Genomic DNA, 21,545 nt, shown 5'->3' with positions numbered 1-21,545 from the left:
CACCGCACTAGTAATCGGGAATTAGCCCTTGCCGCACCCGGCTCCCTCTCAGGGGTCGGGTGCGGCTGTTTTATACAGGGCATTTATTCACGTTTGCCAGGCTACATTGCTTATTTTTGGCCAACCGGAGTACACTATACGCCGGGTGCGTACCAACCCGTTTGTTCATGCCTACAACCCTCACCATTGGCGCCGACATTGGCACTACCAACGTCAAAGCCATCGCCTACGAGCCCCATTCCGACCAGATTCTGGCTCACGCATCGCGGCCGTTGCATACCCTGCAACCTCAACCGGGTTATTCGGAGCAAGACCCGGAAGCTATCTGGCAGGCCTTTGGCGAGGTCATGCGCGAGCTGATGCAGGCCGTACAGCAGGCCGGCGCAACAGTCGGGGTAGTGGCATTTAGTGCTGCCATGCACAGTTTGATGGCCGTCGATGCTGCGGGAAAACCCCTCACCCATGCCCTGCTCTGGTCCGATAACCGGGCCGAGGCCGAAGCCCGCACGCTGCGTACGCATCAGGCCGCGCTGGGGCAGGCCATTTACGAGCAAACCGGTACGCCTATTCACCCAATGATTCCGCTGTGCAAACTCGCTTTCTGGCGGCACCATCAGCCCGATCTCATCCGGGATGCCGCCCGCTTTATCAGTATCAAAGAATTCTTGTGGGTTCGGCTGACGGGCGAGTACGACGTTGATTTTTCGATGGCTACCGCTACCGGCCTCTTCGACCAGGAACACCGGCAATGGAGCCCATTGGCTCTCTCGGTAGCAGGTATTGCCGATACGCAACTGTCGACACCCGTACCCACGATGCACATTCGCCCCTTGCTCGAGTCGAGTGCCGCCCATACAGGTCTGGAACCCGGTACCTCATTGCTTATTGGGGCCTCCGACGGTTGTCTGGCCAACCTGGGGGCCGGGGCCGTAGCACCGGGCATGACAACGCTCACCATTGGTACGAGCGGGGCCATTCGGCAAACCGTTCGGCAACCCCTACGCGACCCGCAGGGCCGGTTGTTCTGTTACCACCTGACCGAAGGCTACTATGTGGTGGGGGGGCCGACCAACAATGGGGCCAATGTGCTGCAATGGCTGGCCGAACAGTTTACACAGCAAACACCCGAGGCTGTACTGGCGCAGGCCGCCCAAATGGGTGCCGGGGCCGACGGGCTCTTGTTTTTGCCCTACTTACAAGGCGAGCGGGCTCCGCTCTGGGATGCGGCCGTTCGCGGGGCGTTTCACCACGTCGACTGGCTACATACGCAGGCTCATTTTGTCCGGGCTACCCTTGAGGGAGTCTTGTTCAACCTCTGGAGCATCAATCAACTCCTGGGCGACTATACCGGCCCAACGCACGTCATCCATGCTAACGGCGGATTTGCCCAGTCGGCATTCTGGGTGCAGATGCTGGCCGACATTGCCGGGGTACCCGTACGGCTCAACGCCAGCAACGAAAGCGGAGCCGTAGGGGCTATTTTGCTTGCTCTGACTGCTACGGGACATTACCCCTCACTCGATATAGCCGCAGGCAGTGTGAGCTTCGGTAAAACCTACGAACCAAATCCAGAGCACCACCGGGTTTACCAGGAAACGTTCGAGCGTTTCAGAGCTCTTCAGGCCGGGCTTGCCAGTAAGTAATTAAAAACAAAATTGGCGCAACGAACTTGCTGATTTTCACGTAAATTAGCTTAGCACATCCCCTCCCCCTGCTAAGCCTATGCGTCTGAAAATTTACGTTCTTTTGTGGTGCAGTCTGGGTTTGTTAGGCAGCAGCTTTGCTACGCATCAGGTAGGGGGGCATCTGGAAATGCGTGCGTTGGACACTTCGCCCGGCCGCTATCTGATTACAGTCACCAATTACCTGGAGAATAATGCGCGTGGCAACCAGCAGGGCGGTGGGCGGTTAGGCATTTACCGGAAACGCGATAATTTCCTGATGCTTATTTTCACCACCAGCCAGAGTGGTCCCCGGCAACCTCTGGTGTTTGCCAACGAGCGGTGTGCCGAGCAGCGAAATCTCAATTTTATCGTGGCTACGTTTAGTGCCGAAATCAACCTTGACCCGCTCACCTACAGCGACCCTCTTGGGTACTACATTTCGTACCAGACCCGCAACCGCAACGATGGTATCGATAACATCATGAACCCGGTAAACACGGGCTACACGTTTTATCTGGAATTTCCACCCCTGCTGCGCAACGGAAGCCCTTTTCTGAACAGTTCGCCCCGGTTTCCGGCAATCAACGGCGAATACATCTGCATCAATGACCCGTTTACGTTTGCCTTCGGAGGCACCGACCCCGACGGCGACCAACTACGCTACTCGCTCGTGTCGCCCCTGAACCAACTGGGGTCGGGCAACAACAATACCAACAACGTATCGGCCGGGCCCTACCCCGACGTCGTATGGGCACCGGGCTATGATTCTGACAATGCCATTCCGGGCAAACCCGCCTTACGAGTCAACCCAACCACCGGCGAACTAACCGTTACGGCCAGCTCGCAGGGGCTATTTGTGTTTGCGGTGAAGGTAGAGGAATACCGAAACGGGCAGCTTATTGGCGAGGTTCGGCGTGACTTTCAGTTTCTGGTGGTCGATTGCCCCCCTGTGAGTCTGCCCAAAGCTTTGGTTCGTGCTCAGAACAAACCGGCCACAGCTTCCTCGTTCACCATCTGCCCCAATACGGGGCTAACACTTCTGGCCAATACCGACCCTACCTGGTTTTACCAATGGCAGCGCGACGGCCTGAACCTGCCCGGCGATACCCTCCCGACGCTGGAAGCCCGAATGCCGGGCAGCTATATGGTGGTGGTATCGTCGAAAACAAGCTGTGTGCAGTCGAGCAAATCACAGGCGCTGACGGTCACGGTAGTGGATGTAGGCACCCAACTGAGTAGCAGCGGCCACCTGTGTCCCACTACAGGCACCATGAGTTTTAGCGTGCCGGCCAGCGACAACCAGACGTACCGATGGTTTGTGGACGGGCAAGTTCGGGCAGGAGCCGTACAACCTACCTTTACAACCGAACAGCCCGGCCGGTTTCAGGTAGAGGTAACCAACACGATCTACGGCTGCCGGGTTCGGTCAGAGGAGCGCACCGTGGCTCGGTCGGCGCCGGTGCAGGCTACTCTCAGCAGTTCGGCCTCAGCTATTTGCCCCGGCACCTCGCTTGCCCTCATCGCTGGGGGCGGAGTCAACTACCGATGGCAGCAAAACGGGCAGTCGCTGAGCCATTCGGCCGCTGCCTTCGACGCGCAAACGGCGGGAACATACAGCCTCACCGCCATTGACGAGTACGGTTGCGAAGGTACCTCAGCCCCATTGGCTATTGGGCAGGTCCCCCCCATTACCGTTACGCTGGAACCCGTTCCACCCAGTTGCGGCACTGTAGCCCCGGCCCTCAGGCTCACGGGCAAACCTGACGGAGGTGTATTTGCGGGTACGGGCATTGCCCCCTCAGACCCCGCTACAGGACAGTTTAGCCCTGCTGCGGCTGGGGTTGGGCTTCATGCGCTCACCTACACAGTACGGCCTGCGCCCTGGTGCGAGGGCGTGGCGGCCCGGCAGAATGCCCTCGTAGCCCCCATCCCAACCATTGGCCTGCCCGACACGATCAAAACCTGGCGGGGCAACACCTTTACCGTAGACCCCGAGCTGACTGGTTCGCCCAATCAGTTCTGGTGGGAACCCACCGCGTTCCTGGGTAACTCGCGTTCGGCCCAGCTCGACATTGTGGATATTCAGCACGACACGACGTACTATTTCAGAGTGCGCAATGAAGGATTGTGCGAAGCGCGCGACACGGTGCGGGTGCGGGTGTTTTCGCGCATCTGGATACCCGACGCGTTTTCGCCCAATCGCGACGGACAAAACGACGTCTGGGAACTGAAAGGCGTAGAAGGATTCACCAAAGCCGAACTGACAATTTTCAACCGATGGGGCGAGGTCGTGTACTGGTCGAACAACGGGTACCAGTCGCCATTTGATGGCACATTCCAGGGGCAACCCCTCCCCGAAGGCCCATACGTATTTGTACTGAAACCGGCCCCCGGCTACGAAACCATTCGCGGTAAAGTAGTTGTGCTGCGCTGAAAGCACAGGCTAATTCTCGCTAAAAACACCGATTACTGACTGTCTACAAGCGCCTGCTGTTGGCGCATCTGAGCAGCCGTCAACGAGCTGCCGTCGTGGCTCCAGCCCGGCGGGGCAAACAGGTACTTGAGCTTTTGAGTAAGTGGACCCGGCTTCCGCAGGTCATCGGCCAGCTTTTTCCATTCGTGGAAAACCAGATTGACGGGCGAATGATCGGTGATATTGGTGGTCAGCCCGTAGCGTACCGGCTCGGCGGGGTCTTCCTCGGCAAAGGTGCCAAAAAGCCGATCCCAGACAATCAGGAACATGCCCATATTCCGGTCCAGATACTGAAGGTTCGATGCATGATGCACCCGGTGATGCGAGGGAGTCACCAGAAACCATTCGAGAAAACCCAGCTTACCCACGTACTGCGTATGCACCAGAATCCCCCAGATTTGGGTAGCCGAATACATCACCAGAATATCTTCAGGCCGGAACCCCAATAGGGCGAGCGGAATAAAATACAGAAACCGGTACACAGGCTGAAACACCGACGACCGGAAACCGGTCGTCAGGTTAAACTCTTCGGATGAATGATGTGTGACGTGTACGGCCCAGAGTACCCGGCAAAAATGGTCGAATCGGTGCAGCCAGTAAAATACAAAGTCTTCGAGCAATAGCAGAGCCGTCCAGTACGCCCAGGGGTTGGTGAGTTGGCCAAGCCGGCGTTGATACACCCAGACCAGCAGGCCCACGTACAAACCCCGCAGCAGCAAATCGAGCGACCCATTGAGCAGAGTCAGGTACAGGTTCTGAAAAACACCCCGCCAGGAGTACAGGTTACGGTGCTGCCAGTGACTCAGCAGAATTTCAGCACCAATGACAAGTACATACAGAGGGGTTGCCCATACGATCAGCAGGGTTTCTGGAACGGCATTCATGATAGTTACGGTAATGGGCCGCAATATACAATATCATCATCTATCGTACCTGACCATCGCCAACCACTACCCATTTTTCAGTGACTAATTTTTCGAGGGCAAACGGCCCTCTCGCGTGTAATTTCTGGGTTGAGATACCAATTTCGGCCCCCAGACCAAACACGCCCCCGTCGGTGAAGCGGGTCGACGCGTTGGCGTAAACGGCCGCAGCATCCACCTCGTTCAGAAACCGGTTGATCGCCATCTGATCGGTGGCAACAATAGCCTCCGAATGGCGCGACGAGTACAATTGAATATGGGCCAGAGCCTCGTCGATGTCGGACACGACCCGCACCGCACATTTGTAGTCCAGAAACTCCCGGCCAAAGTCAGCCGGCTGTGCCCGTTGCAGATACGGGTAACCGGCCCGCTCCAGAATACCGAAGGCCGTTTCGTCGGCAAAAACCTCGACGTTGTACTCCGTAAAGCCGGGCTTGAGCATGGGCAAAAAGGCCTCTGCCACGGCGGCATCAACCACAATGCAATCGAGCGAGTTACACACCGACGGCCGGGTTACTTTCGCATTAACCACAATAGCCGTGGCTTTGGCCAGATCGGCCGTTTTGTGCACATACGTATGGCACACACCCGCCCCCGTTTCGATGGTAGGTACCAGTGAGTGCTTGCGCACAAACTGAATAAGCGACTCCGAACCCCGGGGAATAATAATATCTACGTAGCGGACGGCCGTCAGCAATTCATTGACCACCGCCCCGCGTTGCCCTTCGCCATCGAGCGGCAACAGGGTTACGGCTGCCTTCGGAATATCGAAAGCCTCCAGCGCCTGTTCAATAAGCCCCACCAGTGCCCGGTTCGAAAAATCAGCTTCTTTGCCACCTTTCAGGACACAGGCATTACCCGAGCGCAGGCACAGGGCCGCCACATCGACCGTTACATTGGGCCGCGACTCATAAATAGCCCCCACAACCCCCAATGGCACCGCCAGCTTGCGGAGTTGCAGGCCCTTCTCAATAGTTCGGTCGAGCAACACCTGCCCCGATGGGTCGGGTAAGTTGGCTACTTCGTTGAGGCTCCGGGCCAGATCAGCCACGCGGGCTTCGGTCAGTTTAAGCCGGTCTTTTTTAGGATCATCGTCCGGAATACGGGCCAGATCGAGCGCATTTTGGGCCAGAATCGAATCGGTATTGGCCAGTAGTAAATCAGCCAGATACGACAACAAAGCCGATTTTTGTTCGTCGGACAATTGACGAACGGCCGAAGCAGCCTGCTTAGCCTGCTGTAAAAGGGGGGTAATAGTGTTGGTCATCGGTAAGCTCGAAAAAGCCGTTGCCTGTGAAACTGCGTGCGCGTGTTATTCGGCAGTTTCTTCTAAAAGAGGCTGAACAGCCGGAGTTGGTTCCCGCAATGGAAAAGTTACCGTGATCGTTGTTCCTACCGATTCGACCGAAGCAACCTGTATATTTCCTTTGTGCAGATTGATGATACGCCGGGTCAGGGCCAGCCCAATACCATGTCCTTTTACGGTCATGATATTATCAGCGCGATAAAATGGCTCGAAAATATGGGGTAAATCAGCCGCCGGAATCCCCAACCCTTCATCCACGAAGCTAACCTGCACCTGATCGGGTGTAAACAGCAGGCTTACCGTTACGGCATGGTCCGACGAATACTTACAGCCGTTCTCCATCAGGTTTTGGAAGGCCGTGGTCAGCAGGTGGCTTTCGCCGAGCAGAATCAGGTCTTCTTCCTGCTCGGGCATATTCTCAAAATCGATCTCGATCAGATAATCGGGCTGTTTCAGCAACAGGGCGCTACGAGCTTGCCACAGCAACTCATCGACCCGCACGGGCTGATAATTGAGCGTGACCGAGTCGGAGTTGGCGCGCACCAGTTCGAGCAGGCCGTTTACCAGCCCCATCATGTTTTTAACCGAGTCGAGCAATTCACTCAATGAGGCTTCGTACTCAACCGTCGACCGCTGCTGCATAAGGGCCACATCGATCTGACTCATCATAACCGCCAGGGGTGTACGTAGTTCGTGCGACGCGTGCGACACGAAACTTTTCTGAGTCACAAAGGCTTCTTCGAGCCGTTGCAGCATTTCATTGAACGTGAGCGCCAGTTGCGCCAGTTCGTCGCGTTGACGGCCTACCCGCAGCCGTCGGTGAATATTTGTTCCCGAAATAGCCTTAGCCTGCTCAATCAGTTCGGATACAGGTCGCAGGGCATCACTGGAAAAAAGCCAGCCCGCCACCGCTACAACCATCAGACTAAACAGCCAGCCAAAAAACAGAATCTCGCGAAGCCGGTCAAGCTTGCTGAAACCAAACCGGTCGTACCCCGACGCCACCATGACATAGTCCTGCTTGTGCGTCAGCGAGTAGTAATGCATCACTACGGCTTCCAGCGTATCAACCCGAATCCGAATTGAACCGCCTTTACGGGCCTGCCGACGTACCTCCGGCGTAATCTCAAACACCGGGTTTGTCTGGTTACTCCGGTAAACTTCCTTATCCTGATTATTGTACACAGACACCTGCTCCGCGACCATCGTGGTCAGGTCATCTTTAGAGGTCTGACCCACGTCGTCCAGCAGCCGGGCGGCCGTCATGGCTTTATCCTCCAGACGTTGTTGAAATTCGTTTTCGCGAAATTGATTGTACAAATAGTAAATCGACAGCGAAAACAGCAGCATGATGGAAGCCACCAGCAACGTAAACAACAGCGTCAGACGGGTGCGGATGTTCATTCCTCTTTCAGCATGTAGCCCATCCCGATCACCGTATGAATCAGTTTGGGCGAGAATTCTTTATCCACTTTTTTACGAAGGAAATTGACATACACATCAATCACATTGGTGCCGGTATCGAAATGAATATCCCACACTTTCTCGGCAATGTCGACCCTTGACACTACCCGCCCCCGGTTACGCATCAGGTATTCCAGCAGCCCAAACTCTTTGGCTGTCAGCTCAATGCGCTTCCCCTGTCGGCGAGCTACCTTCTCGTTCAGATCGAGTTCAAGATCGGCCACTTTCAGTACGTTGGGCTGCGGACCGGTATCATGCCCCCGTTTGTACAAGGCTTTCAACCGCGCCATCAGCTCCCGAAACTCAAACGGCTTCACCAGGTAATCGTCGGCTCCTGATTCAAAGCCCGTGAGCTTATCATCAACCGACCCCATGGCTGTGAGCATGAGTACGGGCGTTTTGATGTCTTCCTGCCGAATGGACTGTACCACATCAAACCCATTCATTTTAGGCAGGTTCACATCCATAATGATCACGTCGTACGCATTACTCAGCGCCATCGTCCGACCGATTTGACCGTCGTATGCCATTTCGACTTCACACTGCTGCTCTTCTAATCCTTTCTTGACGAATGAGGCCAATTTTGGCTCGTCTTCTACTACAAGTACCTTCATAAACGAAACTTACGGGTCAAATAGGCTTTTTACAAGAAACGTTCGAACTACTTATTTACCGCTTCGTTCCGATATACTAATTATTCGCCATATTTCCGCAGTGGGCAACAAAAAAACCGTTGAAGAGTCTCCAACGGTTTTCCGCTTCTATCCACACCATTTCAAGGCTATCGCGCTAACGCGAGTAAACCTTGATGTTCAACCTTCCCTTTGTAAAGGATCTTTATGCTTACAGCAAATACTTATGTTTGAAACCGACTTTGTTGTTCTGTCTGGTTTGGTGATACAAAGATGATAGGGCCGGATTAAACGGGTGTTAAGCAGGCGTTAAAATTCATTTAATACTTAAGTAAAGGCCAAAAAAAAGCTATTCAGGATCTCCCAAATAGCTTTCCGACTATATCCACACCATTTAAAAACAGCCAAATAATTGACTGTTTGCCTTCGCGCCAGTTTCCTGGCACTAATATCTATGTAATGTCCAGCGCGTTGCTGACCTGTATTCTCTTTCTGTCCGCAAATATAATAAATCAGACTTAGTAAAAATTATTTCATTTCCGTACGGCCTGTAGTGATAATCGCAAATGAGCCGAAAGCGGGTGGATTACTTACGCGGTGTATAGCACTTGTACCTAACTAAGCAAAAACACTTACTCGATGGTCTGCACAGCCAGCCGGTATGCTTAAGTACATAAAGGCCGTCTATTTTTTGTGTTAGTTAGAAAAATCAACGCTGAAGGGCATCCTATAATTATTAAACGTTCGCTTTTTCTCCGTTTATATATACAAAAAGAAGATAAATACTTATTTGCATTTATAAAAATATTAAATTCCTGCTAAATCGTTGATTTAGGCAAGCCAATGCCCGATTTTTGGCCCCTGAGTTGTCCAACTTAATCTTTAACCAATTAAATTAATCATGAAACAAAATTACCCGAACGCAGGGCGTTGGCTATCTATGCTCACGCTTTGCGTTTTCTGCTGTTTTATGGCTGTCTCAGCGATAGCTCAGGACCGTAAAATTACTGGTCGAGTTACAGACGCGAGCGAAAACGCAGGGCTGCCCGGTGTGAACATTGTGGTTACAGGTACTCAAACGGGGGTAGTAACTGACGCTAATGGCGATTATACGCTCAACGTACCCGCCAACCGGGACCGGCTGACGGTATCTGCTATCGGTTTTGAATCGCAGGAGGTCAATATTGGCAATAAAACCCAGATTAATATTCAGCTGCGGCCCGATATTAAAACCCTGAGCGAGGTAGTTGTCACCGGCTATGGTGCCCAATCGAAGCGCGATATCACCGGGGCCGTTGCCACCGTCGATACAAAGCAGCTTTTGTCGGTACCCGCTACCAACCTCGGGCAGGCTCTACAGGGCCGGGTATCGGGGGTGCAGGTCGGTAACGATAACTCGCCGGGTGGTGGTGTGATGGTACGTATACGCGGGTTCGGTACCATCAACGACAACTCGCCCCTGTACGTAATTGATGGGGTGCCAACCAAAGGGAACCTGAATACCCTTAACCTGAACGATATTGAGTCGATGCAGATTCTGAAAGATGCATCGGCTTCATCGATCTACGGGTCGCGGGCCGGTAACGGGGTCGTGATTATCACCACCAAAAAAGGGAAGGCCGGTAAGCCCAAGTTTACCTACGACACCTACTACGGATCGCAGCGGCACGGTAAACTGCTCGATATGCTCAACACCAAAGAGTATGCCGATTTGGTCTGGGAGTCGCGGAAAAACGCCGGGGCAGTAGCCGCCAACGGTAACCCTGTTCACTCACAGTTTGGCAATGGCGCTACACCCGTTATTCCTGATTATGTATTCCCGAGCGGTGCCTTTGAAGGCGATCCTCGCGTAGCCCGCGATGCCAGCGGCAACTATATCAACTACGGTAACAACATCGACGGGGCTGACTTCAACAAGACCAAGTGGCTCATTACCAAGGCAAACAAAGAGGGGACCAACTGGCTCGAAGAAGTATTTGGCCGGGTAGCCCCGATTCAGAATCATCAGCTGGGGGTATCGGGCGGTAACGAATCGGGTCGGTACGCTATGGGGCTGAACTACTTCAACCAGCAGGGTATCATGCAGTACACCGGTTACAAGCGGTACTCACTGCGGGCCAACACCGAGTTTAACGTGACCAAGCGGGTGCGCGTGGGCGAAAACTTCCAGGTAGCCTACGGCGAGCGTATCGGGCAGCCCAATGGCAACAGCAACGAGAGTAACCCTATTTCGTTTGCTTACCGGATTCAACCCATTATTCCGGTGTACGACGTAACCGGGGCCTTTGCCGGTACACGCGGGGGCGACCTCGATAATGCCAACAACCCAATGGCACTGCTGTATCGGAACCGCAACAACGTCCAGAAGGAAATCCGGCTTTTCGGGAATGCCTTTGCCGAAGTTGATGTGGCCAAAAACCTGACCGCCCGTACCAGCTTCGGTATTGATTACAACATCTTCAACCTGCGCAACTACACGATTCGGGATATTGAATCGGCTGAGGCCCGGGGGTCGAACCTGCTCCAGACAAGCAACAACTACGACTGGACCTGGACCTGGTACAACACCCTGACCTACAACGTAGACCTGGGCAGCCTGCACCGGCTCAACATTATTGCCGGTACAGAGGCCATCAAGAGCTACTTCGAAACGTTCGACGCCAGCCGGACCAACTTTGCCGTCGATGATCTGGACAACCGCTACCTAAGCGCCGGTACCGGGGTTCAAACGAACAACGGAACAGCCTCGAACTGGAGCCTCGCGTCGGAGTTCGCGAAGGTCAACTACGCTTTCAACGACCGCTACCTACTCGACTTAACCCTGCGCCGTGACCGCTCGTCGCGTTTCGCCCGCGATTTCCGCACGGCTTATTTCCCGGCTGTCAGTGCTGGCTGGCGCTTCTCGCAGGAGGGTTTCCTAAAAGATGTATCGTGGCTCGATGATGCCAAGCTACGCATTGGCTACGGCCAAACCGGCAACCAGGAAATTGGTAACTACAACTCGTTTACCCAGTTTGGTACCAACCCAATCACGTCGTTTTATGACCTCAACGGCTCACGCACCAACGCCGTGCCGGGCTATGAGCTTACCCAATTCGGTAACGCAAACGCCAAGTGGGAAACCACAACCAGCACCAACATCGGTATTGATGCGTCGATGTTTAAAAACCGCCTAACGGTAGCCCTCGACTGGTACACCCGCCAAACAAGCGATATGCTGTTCCCGGTGGCGGCTCCGCTCACGCAGGGCGTAGCCTCGGTGCCGTTCCAGAACATTGGTAAGATGAGCAACAAGGGTATCGACCTCGCCATTACGTACAACGGTCGTACCGCACTCCGCGACCTGACCTACGACGTTTCGGCCAACTTCAGCACGTATCGTAACCAGGTAACCAAAACGAATGGAGACCCCAACACGCAGTATTTCGGCATCAACGATGAGCGGATTCAGAACTTCGTGGTAACCCAGCAGGGCCACCCCATTTCGTCGTTCTTCGGGTACGTTGTTGACGGTATCTTCCAGACCAATGAAGAAGCCAAGGCCCACCCGGTACAGTTTGGCAATGCCACCACCGAAAACGTAGCTGGTCGGTTCAAGTTCCGCGACGTGAACAACGACGGGGTAATCAATACTAAAGACCAGACCATTATTGGTAACCCGCACCCCGGCTTTACGTACGGCCTGAACCTGGGCGTCAACTACCGCACATTCTCGCTTACCCTGTTTGGGCAGGGCGTTCAGGGCAACCAGATTTTCAACTACACGAAATACTGGACCGACTTCCCGACGTTTGGCGGTAACCGCTCAACCCGGATGCTCTATCAATCGTGGCGGCCCGGTGCTACCGACGCCGTTCTGCCCCGCCTGACCTCAAGCGATCAGGTAAGTATTCAGCCCTCAACGTACTACCTCGAATCGGGCTCGTACTTCCGGCTGAAAAACATCCAGTTGACCTACCGGTTGCCACAGGCGCTGCTCAACAAGCTCCAGGTGGGTGGCCTATCGGTGTACATTCAGGGCCAGAACATGCTGACGTTCACCAAGTACTCAGGCATGGACCCCGAAATCAACCTGCGGAACTACTCAGCCGGCAACGACCGTCAGATCGGCGTCGACGGTGGTGCGTACCCGGTTGCTAAAACTGTATTACTCGGCCTTAACCTTTCTTTCTAAGATGAAACGTATTACCTCCATCCTATTCATATTCTGTCTGGTAGCGGCTTCGTCCTGCTCCGATAAGTTTTTAGATGTGCAGCCCAAAGCCGCCCTGTCGGCCACGGCGTTGCAAAACAAAGCGGGTGTCAACGCCCTGCTGACGGGTGCCTATGCCCTGCTCGACGGCTGGGCCACACCCGAAGGGGCCTACCGTTCGTATCAGGTTGGTGCCGACAACTGGGTGTACGGCAGCGTGGCTTCCGACGATGCCTATAAAGGAACCATTGCCGGCGACCAACCGCCCATTTCGCTTATTGAGCAGGCCAATATCCAGTCGGACAACATCTATTTCCGGGGTAAATGGCGGGGTATGTACGACGGCATTGCGCGGGTAAACGATGCCCTACAGGCATTGACTGGTGCCAAAGACATGACCGATGCCGAAAAAGCCCTTGTAACGGCCGAGGCCCGCTTTTTGCGCGGCCACTTCCACTTCGAGTTGAAAAAAATGTACAACAAGGTGGTGTACATCGACGAGAAGATGTACGACCCCAACAACCTCGAAAGTGCCAAGCTGACCAACACGGCCGACATCTGGCCCAAGGTTGTAGAAGACCTGAACGCGGCTTACACGGCTTTGCCTGCCAAGCAAACACAGGCAGGACGGCCTACCAAGTGGGCGGCTGCGGCTACGTTGGCCAAAGCGTACCTGTTCCAGAAAAAATACGCCGAAGCCAAAACCCTGCTCGAGGCTATTGTCGCCAGCAACCAGTACCGGCTCATGGATCGGTACCATGACAACTTCCGGGCCGTAACCAACAACAACGCGGAGTCGATTTTTGAAGTGCAGTACTCGGTTAACGACGGCGCATCGGGCGGTGAAAACGGCAACGCCGGTTCAACCCTGAACTACCCATATGGGGGCGGTGGGGTCACTACCTGCTGCGGCTTCTTCCAACCTTCGCAGAACCTCGTCAACGCCTTCAAAACCGACGCCAGTGGCCTGCCTCTGATCGATACGTTCAACGAAAACGACGTTAAAAGCGACCAGGGCATCGAGTCCACAGCTCCGTTTACGCCCGAAACCCGCACACTCGACCCCCGTCTCGACTGGACGGTAGGCCGCCGGGGAGTTCCGTATCTCGACTGGGGCGTTCATCCCGGCAAAGCCTACGTGCGCGACCAGGCGTACGGCGGCCCCTACTCGCCCAAGAAGCACGTTATGTACCGTTCGGATGTGGGTACCAACACGTTTGCGGGCAACCCCCGTCTGAACGCCAATAACTACCGCATGATCCGCTACAGCCACGTATTGCTGTGGCTGGCCGAAATCGAAGCCGAAATTGGCGATCTCGAAAAAGCACGGGATTACGTCAACCGGATTCGGAAGCGGGCCGCCAATCCCGACGGCTTTGTGAAGAACGCCGACGGAACGCCAGCCGCCAACTACCTCATTAAGGAGTACGCGACCGCCTGGACCGACCGCGCTGTGGCCCGCAAGGCGGTTCAGTTTGAGCAACGCCTGGAGTTTGCAATGGAAGGCCACCGCCGGTTCGACCTGGTGCGCTGGGGTATTGCCGACGAGGTGCTGAACAAATACTACGCGGCCGAGAGCGCCAAGCGGAGCTACCTCCGGGGGGTACAATTTGTAAAAGGCAAGCACGAGTACTTCCCGATTCCGTTGCAGGAAATCCTGAACAGCCAGAAAGACGGAAAGCCCACGCTGGAGCAAAATCCCGGCTATTAAGCCTACCCGTTACCAGATTCTGAAAGTCGGTCGGTGCATACCCTGTGTATGTACCGACCGACTTTCGGCATTTCATAACCGCCCCTTTCGCCCAGTGCCCTTGTCATTTCTGCGGGCCGTGGGTATAACCGGGCCGGGTGCGTACGGCCCGGAAAGTAACCGACCGGTCGGGTAGCAGCTTGAAAAATCGTATCTTCGTGACGTTATTAGGGATGCTATGACACTTCACTTCAAATCGCTGGACGAATTAGATGAGGTTGCCAACCTGCTGCTCAACGAGGCCGGGCCGCACCGGGTCTGGCTATTCGAGGGCGATATGGGAGCTGGGAAAACCACGCTCATCAAAGCCCTGTGCCGAGCCCTCCACGTAGTCAGTGTGGTACAGAGTCCCACGTTTGGGATCGTCAATGAATACACCACGCAGAGCGGAGACCCAATTTATCATTTCGATTGTTACCGGCTCCGCAATGAAGCCGAAGCCCTCGACATTGGGCTGGAAGAGTATTTTGATTCGGGTGACTATTGTTTTGTCGAATGGCCCGAACGCATTGAAGCTCTCTGGCCAACCCCGCATTTTCGGGTACAGTTGACCGCCGACCCCACCGGAAAACGCACCGTAAAGACACGTTAGAATAAGAATTTTCAGTACATAGTTTTCGGTTTATAGTTCTGCTACAGACCTATTTAATTGAGAACCGCACACTGAAAACTGTAAACTTCCCCAAAGTGACTGGATTCGAGGAATTAGCCAAGCAAACGGCTTTATACCCTAAAGAAGCCCCGGCGGCCGTCAGAACGGATAAACACAGCCTTCAGATCGGCCTGCCCAAAGAGGTTTCGTTTCAGGAAAACCGCATCGCCCTCACGCCCGAGGCCGTCGCGATTCTGGTACGCCATGGCCACCGGGTAGTGGTCGAAACAGCGGCCGGCACCGGGGCCAAATTCAGCGATAACGACTACAGCGAAGCCGGGGCGCAGATTGTATATTCGCCCGAAGAAGTGTTCGACTCGAACGTGATTCTGAAAGTAGAGCCGCTGGTCGATCATGAGTTTGCCTACCTCAAATCGGGCAGCACCCTCATTTCGGCCCTCAACCTACCCTCGCATGAGCGCCGGTATTTCGAGCGGCTCAACGAAAAACAGATTACCGGTATCGGCTACGAGTACATCGAAGACCCCGGCGGAGGGTTGCCCGTAATCCGAACCATGAGCGAAATTGCGGGGAGTACCGTGATGCTCATTGCGGGCGAATACCTCAGCAGTGTCAACGGACGGGGCGTCATTCTGGGCGGCATCACGGGCGTGCCCCCCACCAAAGTGGTGATTCTGGGGGCGGGGACTGTAGCCGAGTACGCGATTCGGGCGGCCCACGGGATGGGCGTCGACATTAAGGTTTTCGACCGGCACCTGTACAAGCTACAACGCCTGAAATACGCCGTTGGGCAGCCTATTTACACCGCCATTATCGACTCCGACACGCTGGCCGAGGCCATCGAACGGGCCGATGTGGTGATCGGGGCCATCCGGGGCGACGATGGGCACAGTCCTGTTGTGGTCACCGACGAGATGGTGTCGCGGATGCGGCCCGAAGCGGTCATTGTCGACGTAGCCATTGATCAGGGGGGCAACTTCGAGTCGTCGCGCATGACTTCGCACAAAAACCCGACCTTTCAGCACCACGGCATTATTCACTACTGCGTGCCCAACATTGCCTCGCGCGTGGCCCACACGGCGAGCATGGCCCTGAGCAATATCTTTTTACCGTTTTTACTCGAAACCGGCACCATCGGGGGCATCGAAGAAATGATGTACAAGAACCGTTGGTTCATGAAAGGTGTTTACTCTCATAAAGGCACATTGACTAATGCCTACATTGCCCGCAAGTTCAGTATGCGATTTAAGGATTTGCAGCTCTTGCTGGCCGCACGGTTTTAACAACAAAGTAGATAGGAGTGAGGAGCGAGGAGCGAGGAGTTGCTGACGCGTAAGCAGTATTCGTGCGTCAGCAACTCCTATCTCCTCGCTCCTCACTCCTCACTCCTCAACATGATACACCATAGTAACGAAAACGTCCTGCTGGACGACGCTAATTCGCCCGACATCAACAAACGCTTGATGGGGTTGATTTCAGCCGATTTTGTGCTGGTGGCCGATCAGCTCAAAGAGGCTTCGTACCAAATCCGGAAGCGTGGTTTTTCGGACTATCCTATTTTTGTGGCATCTCAACGCCCCCTGGAACTGGGGCAGTTGCTGATTGGGGCTAAAGAGCTCGCCAATGCCTGGGACTACAAAGCCACGTTTGTAGACGAGTTTGTCCAACGTCAGTTAATCGGCCCGGAGTCGGTCGAGTTGTTTAAGGAGCATTACAAAAACCCCGATGAATACTGCTGCTTATTTGTAGTGCATAACGAGTTTGCGGGGTTTGTGTATATTCCGTTTCCGGAAGACTGACCCCCTCTGTGCTTATACAATCGGTTGCAGGAAATTAATAAGATTTTTCCCAGAACGCCCACACAAATTCGACAACCAGCTTACCCAAATGTTTGTTGCTGGATTTGACAAGGTCGAAATGCGGCTAAAGACCACGTTTTAAGGGCAAAAACACGTTTTTGGACGTGGTTCTCTACAAGGACCACGTTTTTTTATGCATTCGGTCAATCTTGGAGCAGATCGTAGGAAATGACGGATATTTTTTGTATTTTTACCATCTGATAACGCCTATTTACAGCGTTTTTCCAGACCCCTGACAAAACCGATTCGCTGATATTCTACGAGCATACTATGACAAACGAATTGATCGAAACCGACGTTCTGACCAATACCGCCGACTCAGCCCCCCTGGGGGAGTACGGAGCCGACAACATCCAGGTTCTTGAAGGATTGGAGGCTGTGCGCAAGCGCCCGGCCATGTATATTGGCGACGTTGGGATCAAAGGATTACACCACCTGATTTGGGAGGTGGTTGATAACTCAATTGACGAGGCACTGGCCGGCTACTGCGACACCATACACGTCACGATCAACGCCGATAACTCCATCACGGTACGCGACAACGGCCGGGGTATCCCAACGGGTATCAATACCAAAATGGGCAAGTCGGCCCTCGAAATTGCGATGACCGTGCTTCATGCCGGTGGTAAGTTCGACAAAGACACCTACAAAGTGTCGGGTGGTTTGCACGGCGTGGGTGTATCCTGCGTGAATGCCCTCTCGACCGATGTGCGTGTGGAGGTTCACCGCGAAGGCAAAATCTTCGAACAGGAATATAAAATCGGGATTCCGCAGTACGACGTTCGCGTGATTGGCGAAGCTGATGATACAGGGACTATTACCCATTTCAAGCCCGATGGCAGCATCTTCACCGAAACCGTGTACCGGTACGACACCGTAGCGGGCCGTCTGCGCGAGTTGGCGTACCTCAACAAAGGCATCCGGATTTTCCTGAAGGATATGCGGGAACTGGACGAAACCGGTGAGCCTATCAACCAAACCGAATTTTACTCAGAAGGGGGCCTGGTTGAGTTTGTGAAATACCTCGACGAAACCCGGCCTTCGCTCGACGGTATGACGCCCGTGTACATGGAGAGCACCAAAGGCTCTACGCCTGTTCAGGTAGCACTGGTGTACAACTACGAGGCCTCGGAAAACGTATTGTCGTACGTGAACAACATCAATACCCACGAGGGCGGCACGCACGTGCAGGGCTTCCGCTCGGCTCTCACACGGGTATTGAAGCAATACGCCGACAAAAACGCCGATAAATTCAAAAATCTGGGTAAGCTCACCTTCACGGGCGAGGACTTCCGCAAGGGACTTACCGCCGTTATTTCGGTCAAGGTGCAGGAGCCTCAGTTTGAAGGGCAAACCAAAACCAAGCTGGGCAACCAGGAGGTAGTGAAAGCGGTAAGTCAGGCAATGGATGAACTGCTCGAAACCTGGTTGGAAGAAAACCCCAAAACGGCGCAGGGCATCGTGAAAAAAGTGCTTGTGTCGGCACAGGCCCGCATTGCCGCCGAACAGGCGTACAAGCGGATCATGGCCGACCGGAAAGACTTTATGGGAGGAGCCGGCCTGCCCGGTAAACTCGCCGACTGCTCGGATACCGACCCCGAACGCTGCGAACTGTACCTTGTGGAAGGGGACTCGGCCGGTGGAACCGCCAAACAAGGCCGTAACCGGGCGTTTCAGGCAATTTTGCCCCTCCGTGGTAAGATTCTGAACGTAGAGAAGGCCCTTGAGCACAAAATCTACGAAAACGAAGAAATCAAGAATATCTGGACGGCCCTCGGCGTTCGACTCGAAAAGAAAGACGACGAGACGGTGATGAACCTCGAAAAACTCCGGTATCATAAGGTCATCATCATGACCGATGCCGACGTCGACGGGTCGCACATCCGAACACTCATCCTGACGTTGTTCTACCGCAACATGAAGGCGCTCATCGACAACGGTTACGTGTACATTGCGCAGCCGCCCCTGTACCTCGTGAAAAAAGGGAAGGAAGAGCGCTACTGCTGGACCGAACAACAGCGCGAACAGGCCGTACGCGAACTGGCAGGCTCAGGCCGGGAAGAGAACGTAAACGTGCAGCGGTATAAAGGTCTGGGAGAAATGAACGCCGAACAGCTCTGGAGCACCACGATGGACCCCGAGCGCCGGAGCCTCAAAAAAGTAACGATTGAGTCGGCCGCCGACGCCGACCACGTCTTTTCAACGCTCATGGGCGATGAGGTGGCGCCCCGTCGAGAGTTTATCGAACGGAACGCTAAATACGCCCGAGTGGACGTTTAAGTATAAAACAGTTGAGAAAGCGGGCAGAACAGCCCGCTTTTTTGTTTTACTTTGACAGACAGCCCACACAAGAACGAACGGAACCCATGTTGAAACAATTCATCAATAAACTGACGAACCCTAAGCATTCCTCAGCGGGGGAACCAGGTCATATGGCTAAAGTCAGCGAAAAAGTAAGCAGTGTTATTGATCAGAGCGACTACCTCAGTCGCGATCTGAGTTGGTTGAAATTTAACGAACGGGTACTCGATCAGGCGCGCAGCCCCGAACGAACCCTGATGGAACGACTTAAGTTTCTGGCCATTACGGCGTCGAACCTGGATGAGTTTTTTACCATTCGGGTGGGTAGTCTGTACAATTATCTTGATTACCACAAACAGCGGGTCGATTATTCGGGTCTGCGCGAAATTCCGTTTCGCAAAGCCCTGTTCACGGCTATGCAGCAGTTTAGTCAGGAGCAACAGGCTGTATATCAGAACGAACTGCTGCCCCTATTTCAGAAAAACGAGCTGCGTATTGTTCAGATAGCCGACCTTACCCGGCACGAACAAAGTCAGGCCAACGATTATTTCGACCGGACGATTTACCCCACCCTGACCCCCATGATCTACGACTACACGCATACCTTTCCGGTATTGCTGGCCAAAGTCCTGATCTTCGGGGTGGTGACCCAAAACACCGACGTAGCCGACGGCCGCAAGATTCTGTCGGGCGATGAAGATGACCGGCAACGGCTCTCGTTCGTGCAGATTCCGGCCAACCTGCCCCGCTTCATGACGTTTGAGCGGCAAAGCGAAACCCTGTTCCTGCCCATCGAAGAAATTGTACGGCACAACATCAAAAAGCTGTACCGCAACGTCGAGATTCTGGCCGTGAACCTATTTCGGATTACCCGTAACGGTGATTTCACGCTCGAAGAAAGCGACGATGCCGAGGTCGATTTTATCGACGAGGTAAAACAGAAAATCAAGAACCGGCGGCTCGGGCGGGTGGTGCGCGTTGAAACCCAAACGGTCGATTACAGCGAGCCTAGCGTTGAGTGGATGATCAAGCTGGTGAAAAAACGGTGGGAAATCGACGATTATAACCTCTTCGAAGCGGCCTCCCTAATTGACTTTACCAGCCTGTGGCAAATCATTAAATATCCTGACTTTAAGGATGATATGCCCGTGCCGCACCCACCGGTGCCTCCGCTGGGCCTGAACCGCGAAAAAGTGGCCGATATTTTCGAGACCATTCGGGAGCGCGACCTGTTTCTGCACCATCCGTTCAACAATTTTGAGCCGGTGCTTCAGTTGCTCGAACAGGCCGCCGAAGATCCGACGGTGCTGGCCATCAAGCTGACTATTTACCGGTTGGCCAAGCATTCGCGCGTGACCGAGGCTCTGTTGAAAGCAGCCGAAAACGGTAAACACGTATCCGTACTATTCGAGGTAAAAGCGCGTTTCGACGAAGAAAACAACATTCGGGAGGCTCAGCGCCTGCAAAAAGCGGGCTGCTTTGTAATTTACGGTATCAGTAAGTTTAAAACCCATACCAAACTGCTGCTGGTAGTCCGTAACGAAGGCGACCGGGTAGTACAGTACGCCCACCTGTCGAGCGGCAACTACAACGAGGAGACCTCTAAAATGTACACCGACATTGGTCTGCTTACGGCCAATGAAATTATCACGCGCGACATTGCCGAGTTTTTCAACGTCATCACGGGGCACTCACTGCCCAACCGTTACCAGTACCTGATTACGGCCCCGCGCAACATGCGCAACCAGCTCATTGAACTGATTCAGGCCGAAGCCGAAAACGCCCGACAAGGCGTGCCAAGCGGAATCTGCATCAAAATCAATTCGCTCGAAGACAAGGCCGTGATCGATGAGCTATACCAGGCGTCACAGGCTGGTGTGCCTATCCGGCTCATTGTGCGGGGCATTTGCTGTTTGCGGCCAAAACGCGAGGGCTTAAGCGGGAATATTACCGTCCGTTCGGTTGTAGGCGATTACCTCGAACACACCCGGATTTTCTATTTCCACAACAACGGTAAACCCAAGGTTTACGGCGGCAGTGCCGACATTATGGTGCGCAGCCTCGACCGGCGCATCGAATCGCTGTTTCTACTGGCCGACGACCGGGTGAAACAACAGGCCATCCATATCCTGAGTTACAACCTGCGCGATAACGTGAATGCTTACGAATTGGCCGAAGACGGTACGTATCAGAAATGCCAGGTTGCCGAAGGCGAAGAACCGTTTAATCTTCACCAGCGCTTCTTCGATGTCAACTGGTCGGATGTAATGCAGGCCCGGCTCTTTGAGGGCGATCATCAGGATAAACCCGCTCCTGAAATTCATCTCGACGAAAGCGAGGAACACGCTATCGCCAACCTGTGAAGCAA

At 54.1% G+C, this 21,545-nt stretch carries 13 protein-coding genes; 9 read left to right on the top strand and 4 right to left on the bottom strand.

Annotation, left to right across the window (positions count from 1 at the left end; genetic code table 11):
* The first annotated feature begins 167 nt into the window (after positions 1-167).
* Positions 168-1,643, top strand: coding sequence for a gluconokinase (locus F5984_RS22960; protein ID WP_152126557.1), 1,476 nt, complete (start codon positions 168-170; stop codon positions 1,641-1,643).
* A 79-nt stretch (positions 1,644-1,722) separates the two neighbouring features.
* On the top strand, positions 1,723-4,098 hold the full coding sequence (locus F5984_RS22955) for a gliding motility-associated C-terminal domain-containing protein (RefSeq protein WP_152126556.1): 2,376 nt from the start codon (positions 1,723-1,725) through the stop codon (positions 4,096-4,098).
* A gap of 32 nt (positions 4,099-4,130) precedes the next feature.
* On the opposite strand, the gene F5984_RS22950 is transcribed toward F5984_RS22955, so the two are convergent.
* From F5984_RS22950 to F5984_RS22935, 4 genes are read right to left on the bottom strand one after another with little or no spacing between them, the layout of a single operon-like run.
* Positions 4,131-5,021 carry a sterol desaturase family protein gene (locus tag F5984_RS22950; RefSeq protein WP_152126555.1) on the bottom strand — a complete coding sequence of 297 codons (891 nt, stop codon included), beginning with the start codon at positions 5,019-5,021 and terminating at the stop codon, positions 4,131-4,133.
* 40 nt (positions 5,022-5,061) lie between these two features.
* Positions 5,062-6,327: a glutamate-5-semialdehyde dehydrogenase gene (locus F5984_RS22945; protein ID WP_152126554.1), complete on the bottom strand. Its 1,266-nt coding sequence runs from the start codon at positions 6,325-6,327 to the stop codon at positions 5,062-5,064.
* A 45-nt stretch (positions 6,328-6,372) separates the two neighbouring features.
* Positions 6,373-7,770 carry a HAMP domain-containing sensor histidine kinase gene (locus F5984_RS22940; protein WP_152126553.1) on the bottom strand — a complete coding sequence of 466 codons (1,398 nt, stop codon included), beginning with the start codon at positions 7,768-7,770 and terminating at the stop codon, positions 6,373-6,375.
* Complete coding sequence (locus F5984_RS22935) at positions 7,767-8,444, bottom strand: response regulator (protein ID WP_152126552.1); 678 nt, start codon at positions 8,442-8,444, stop codon at positions 7,767-7,769. The genes F5984_RS22940 and F5984_RS22935 overlap by 4 nt, the downstream gene beginning before the upstream one ends.
* A gap of 919 nt (positions 8,445-9,363) precedes the next feature.
* Between F5984_RS22935 and F5984_RS22930 the strand changes: the two genes are divergently transcribed.
* From F5984_RS22930 to ppk1, 7 genes are all read left to right on the top strand, one after another.
* The gene (locus F5984_RS22930; RefSeq protein ID WP_394367448.1) at positions 9,364-12,636 is read left to right on the top strand and encodes a SusC/RagA family TonB-linked outer membrane protein; all 3,273 of its coding nucleotides are present in this window, start codon (positions 9,364-9,366) and stop codon (positions 12,634-12,636) included.
* A gap of 1 nt (position 12,637) precedes the next feature.
* A complete protein-coding gene (locus tag F5984_RS22925) occupies positions 12,638-14,365 on the top strand; it encodes a RagB/SusD family nutrient uptake outer membrane protein (RefSeq protein ID WP_152126551.1) in 1,728 nt (575 codons plus the stop codon).
* Positions 14,366-14,582: 217 nt separating this feature from the next.
* A complete protein-coding gene (gene tsaE, locus F5984_RS22920) occupies positions 14,583-14,996 on the top strand; it encodes a tRNA (adenosine(37)-N6)-threonylcarbamoyltransferase complex ATPase subunit type 1 TsaE (protein ID WP_152126550.1) in 414 nt (137 codons plus the stop codon).
* 95 nt (positions 14,997-15,091) lie between these two features.
* Positions 15,092-16,300, top strand: coding sequence for an alanine dehydrogenase (locus F5984_RS22915; RefSeq protein ID WP_027302926.1), 1,209 nt, complete (start codon positions 15,092-15,094; stop codon positions 16,298-16,300).
* A gap of 111 nt (positions 16,301-16,411) precedes the next feature.
* Positions 16,412-16,816 carry a hypothetical protein gene (locus F5984_RS22910; RefSeq protein WP_152126549.1) on the top strand — a complete coding sequence of 135 codons (405 nt, stop codon included), beginning with the start codon at positions 16,412-16,414 and terminating at the stop codon, positions 16,814-16,816.
* Positions 16,817-17,146: 330 nt separating this feature from the next.
* Positions 17,147-19,156 carry a DNA topoisomerase (ATP-hydrolyzing) subunit B gene (gene gyrB / locus F5984_RS22905; protein ID WP_152126548.1) on the top strand — a complete coding sequence of 670 codons (2,010 nt, stop codon included), beginning with the start codon at positions 17,147-17,149 and terminating at the stop codon, positions 19,154-19,156.
* 152 nt (positions 19,157-19,308) lie between these two features.
* Positions 19,309-21,540, top strand: a complete 2,232-nt coding sequence (ppk1, locus tag F5984_RS22900; RefSeq protein ID WP_152126547.1) for a polyphosphate kinase 1 — start codon at positions 19,309-19,311, stop codon at positions 21,538-21,540.
* The last annotated feature ends 5 nt before the right edge of the window (positions 21,541-21,545 follow it).

The sequence above is a fragment of the Rudanella paleaurantiibacter genome, from assembly GCF_009184635.1.
GTDB classification, from domain to species: Bacteria; Bacteroidota; Bacteroidia; order Cytophagales; family Spirosomataceae; genus Rudanella; species Rudanella paleaurantiibacter.
Note: the sequence above shows the minus strand (reverse complement) of the source record. Positions and strands in the feature narration are given on the sequence as shown.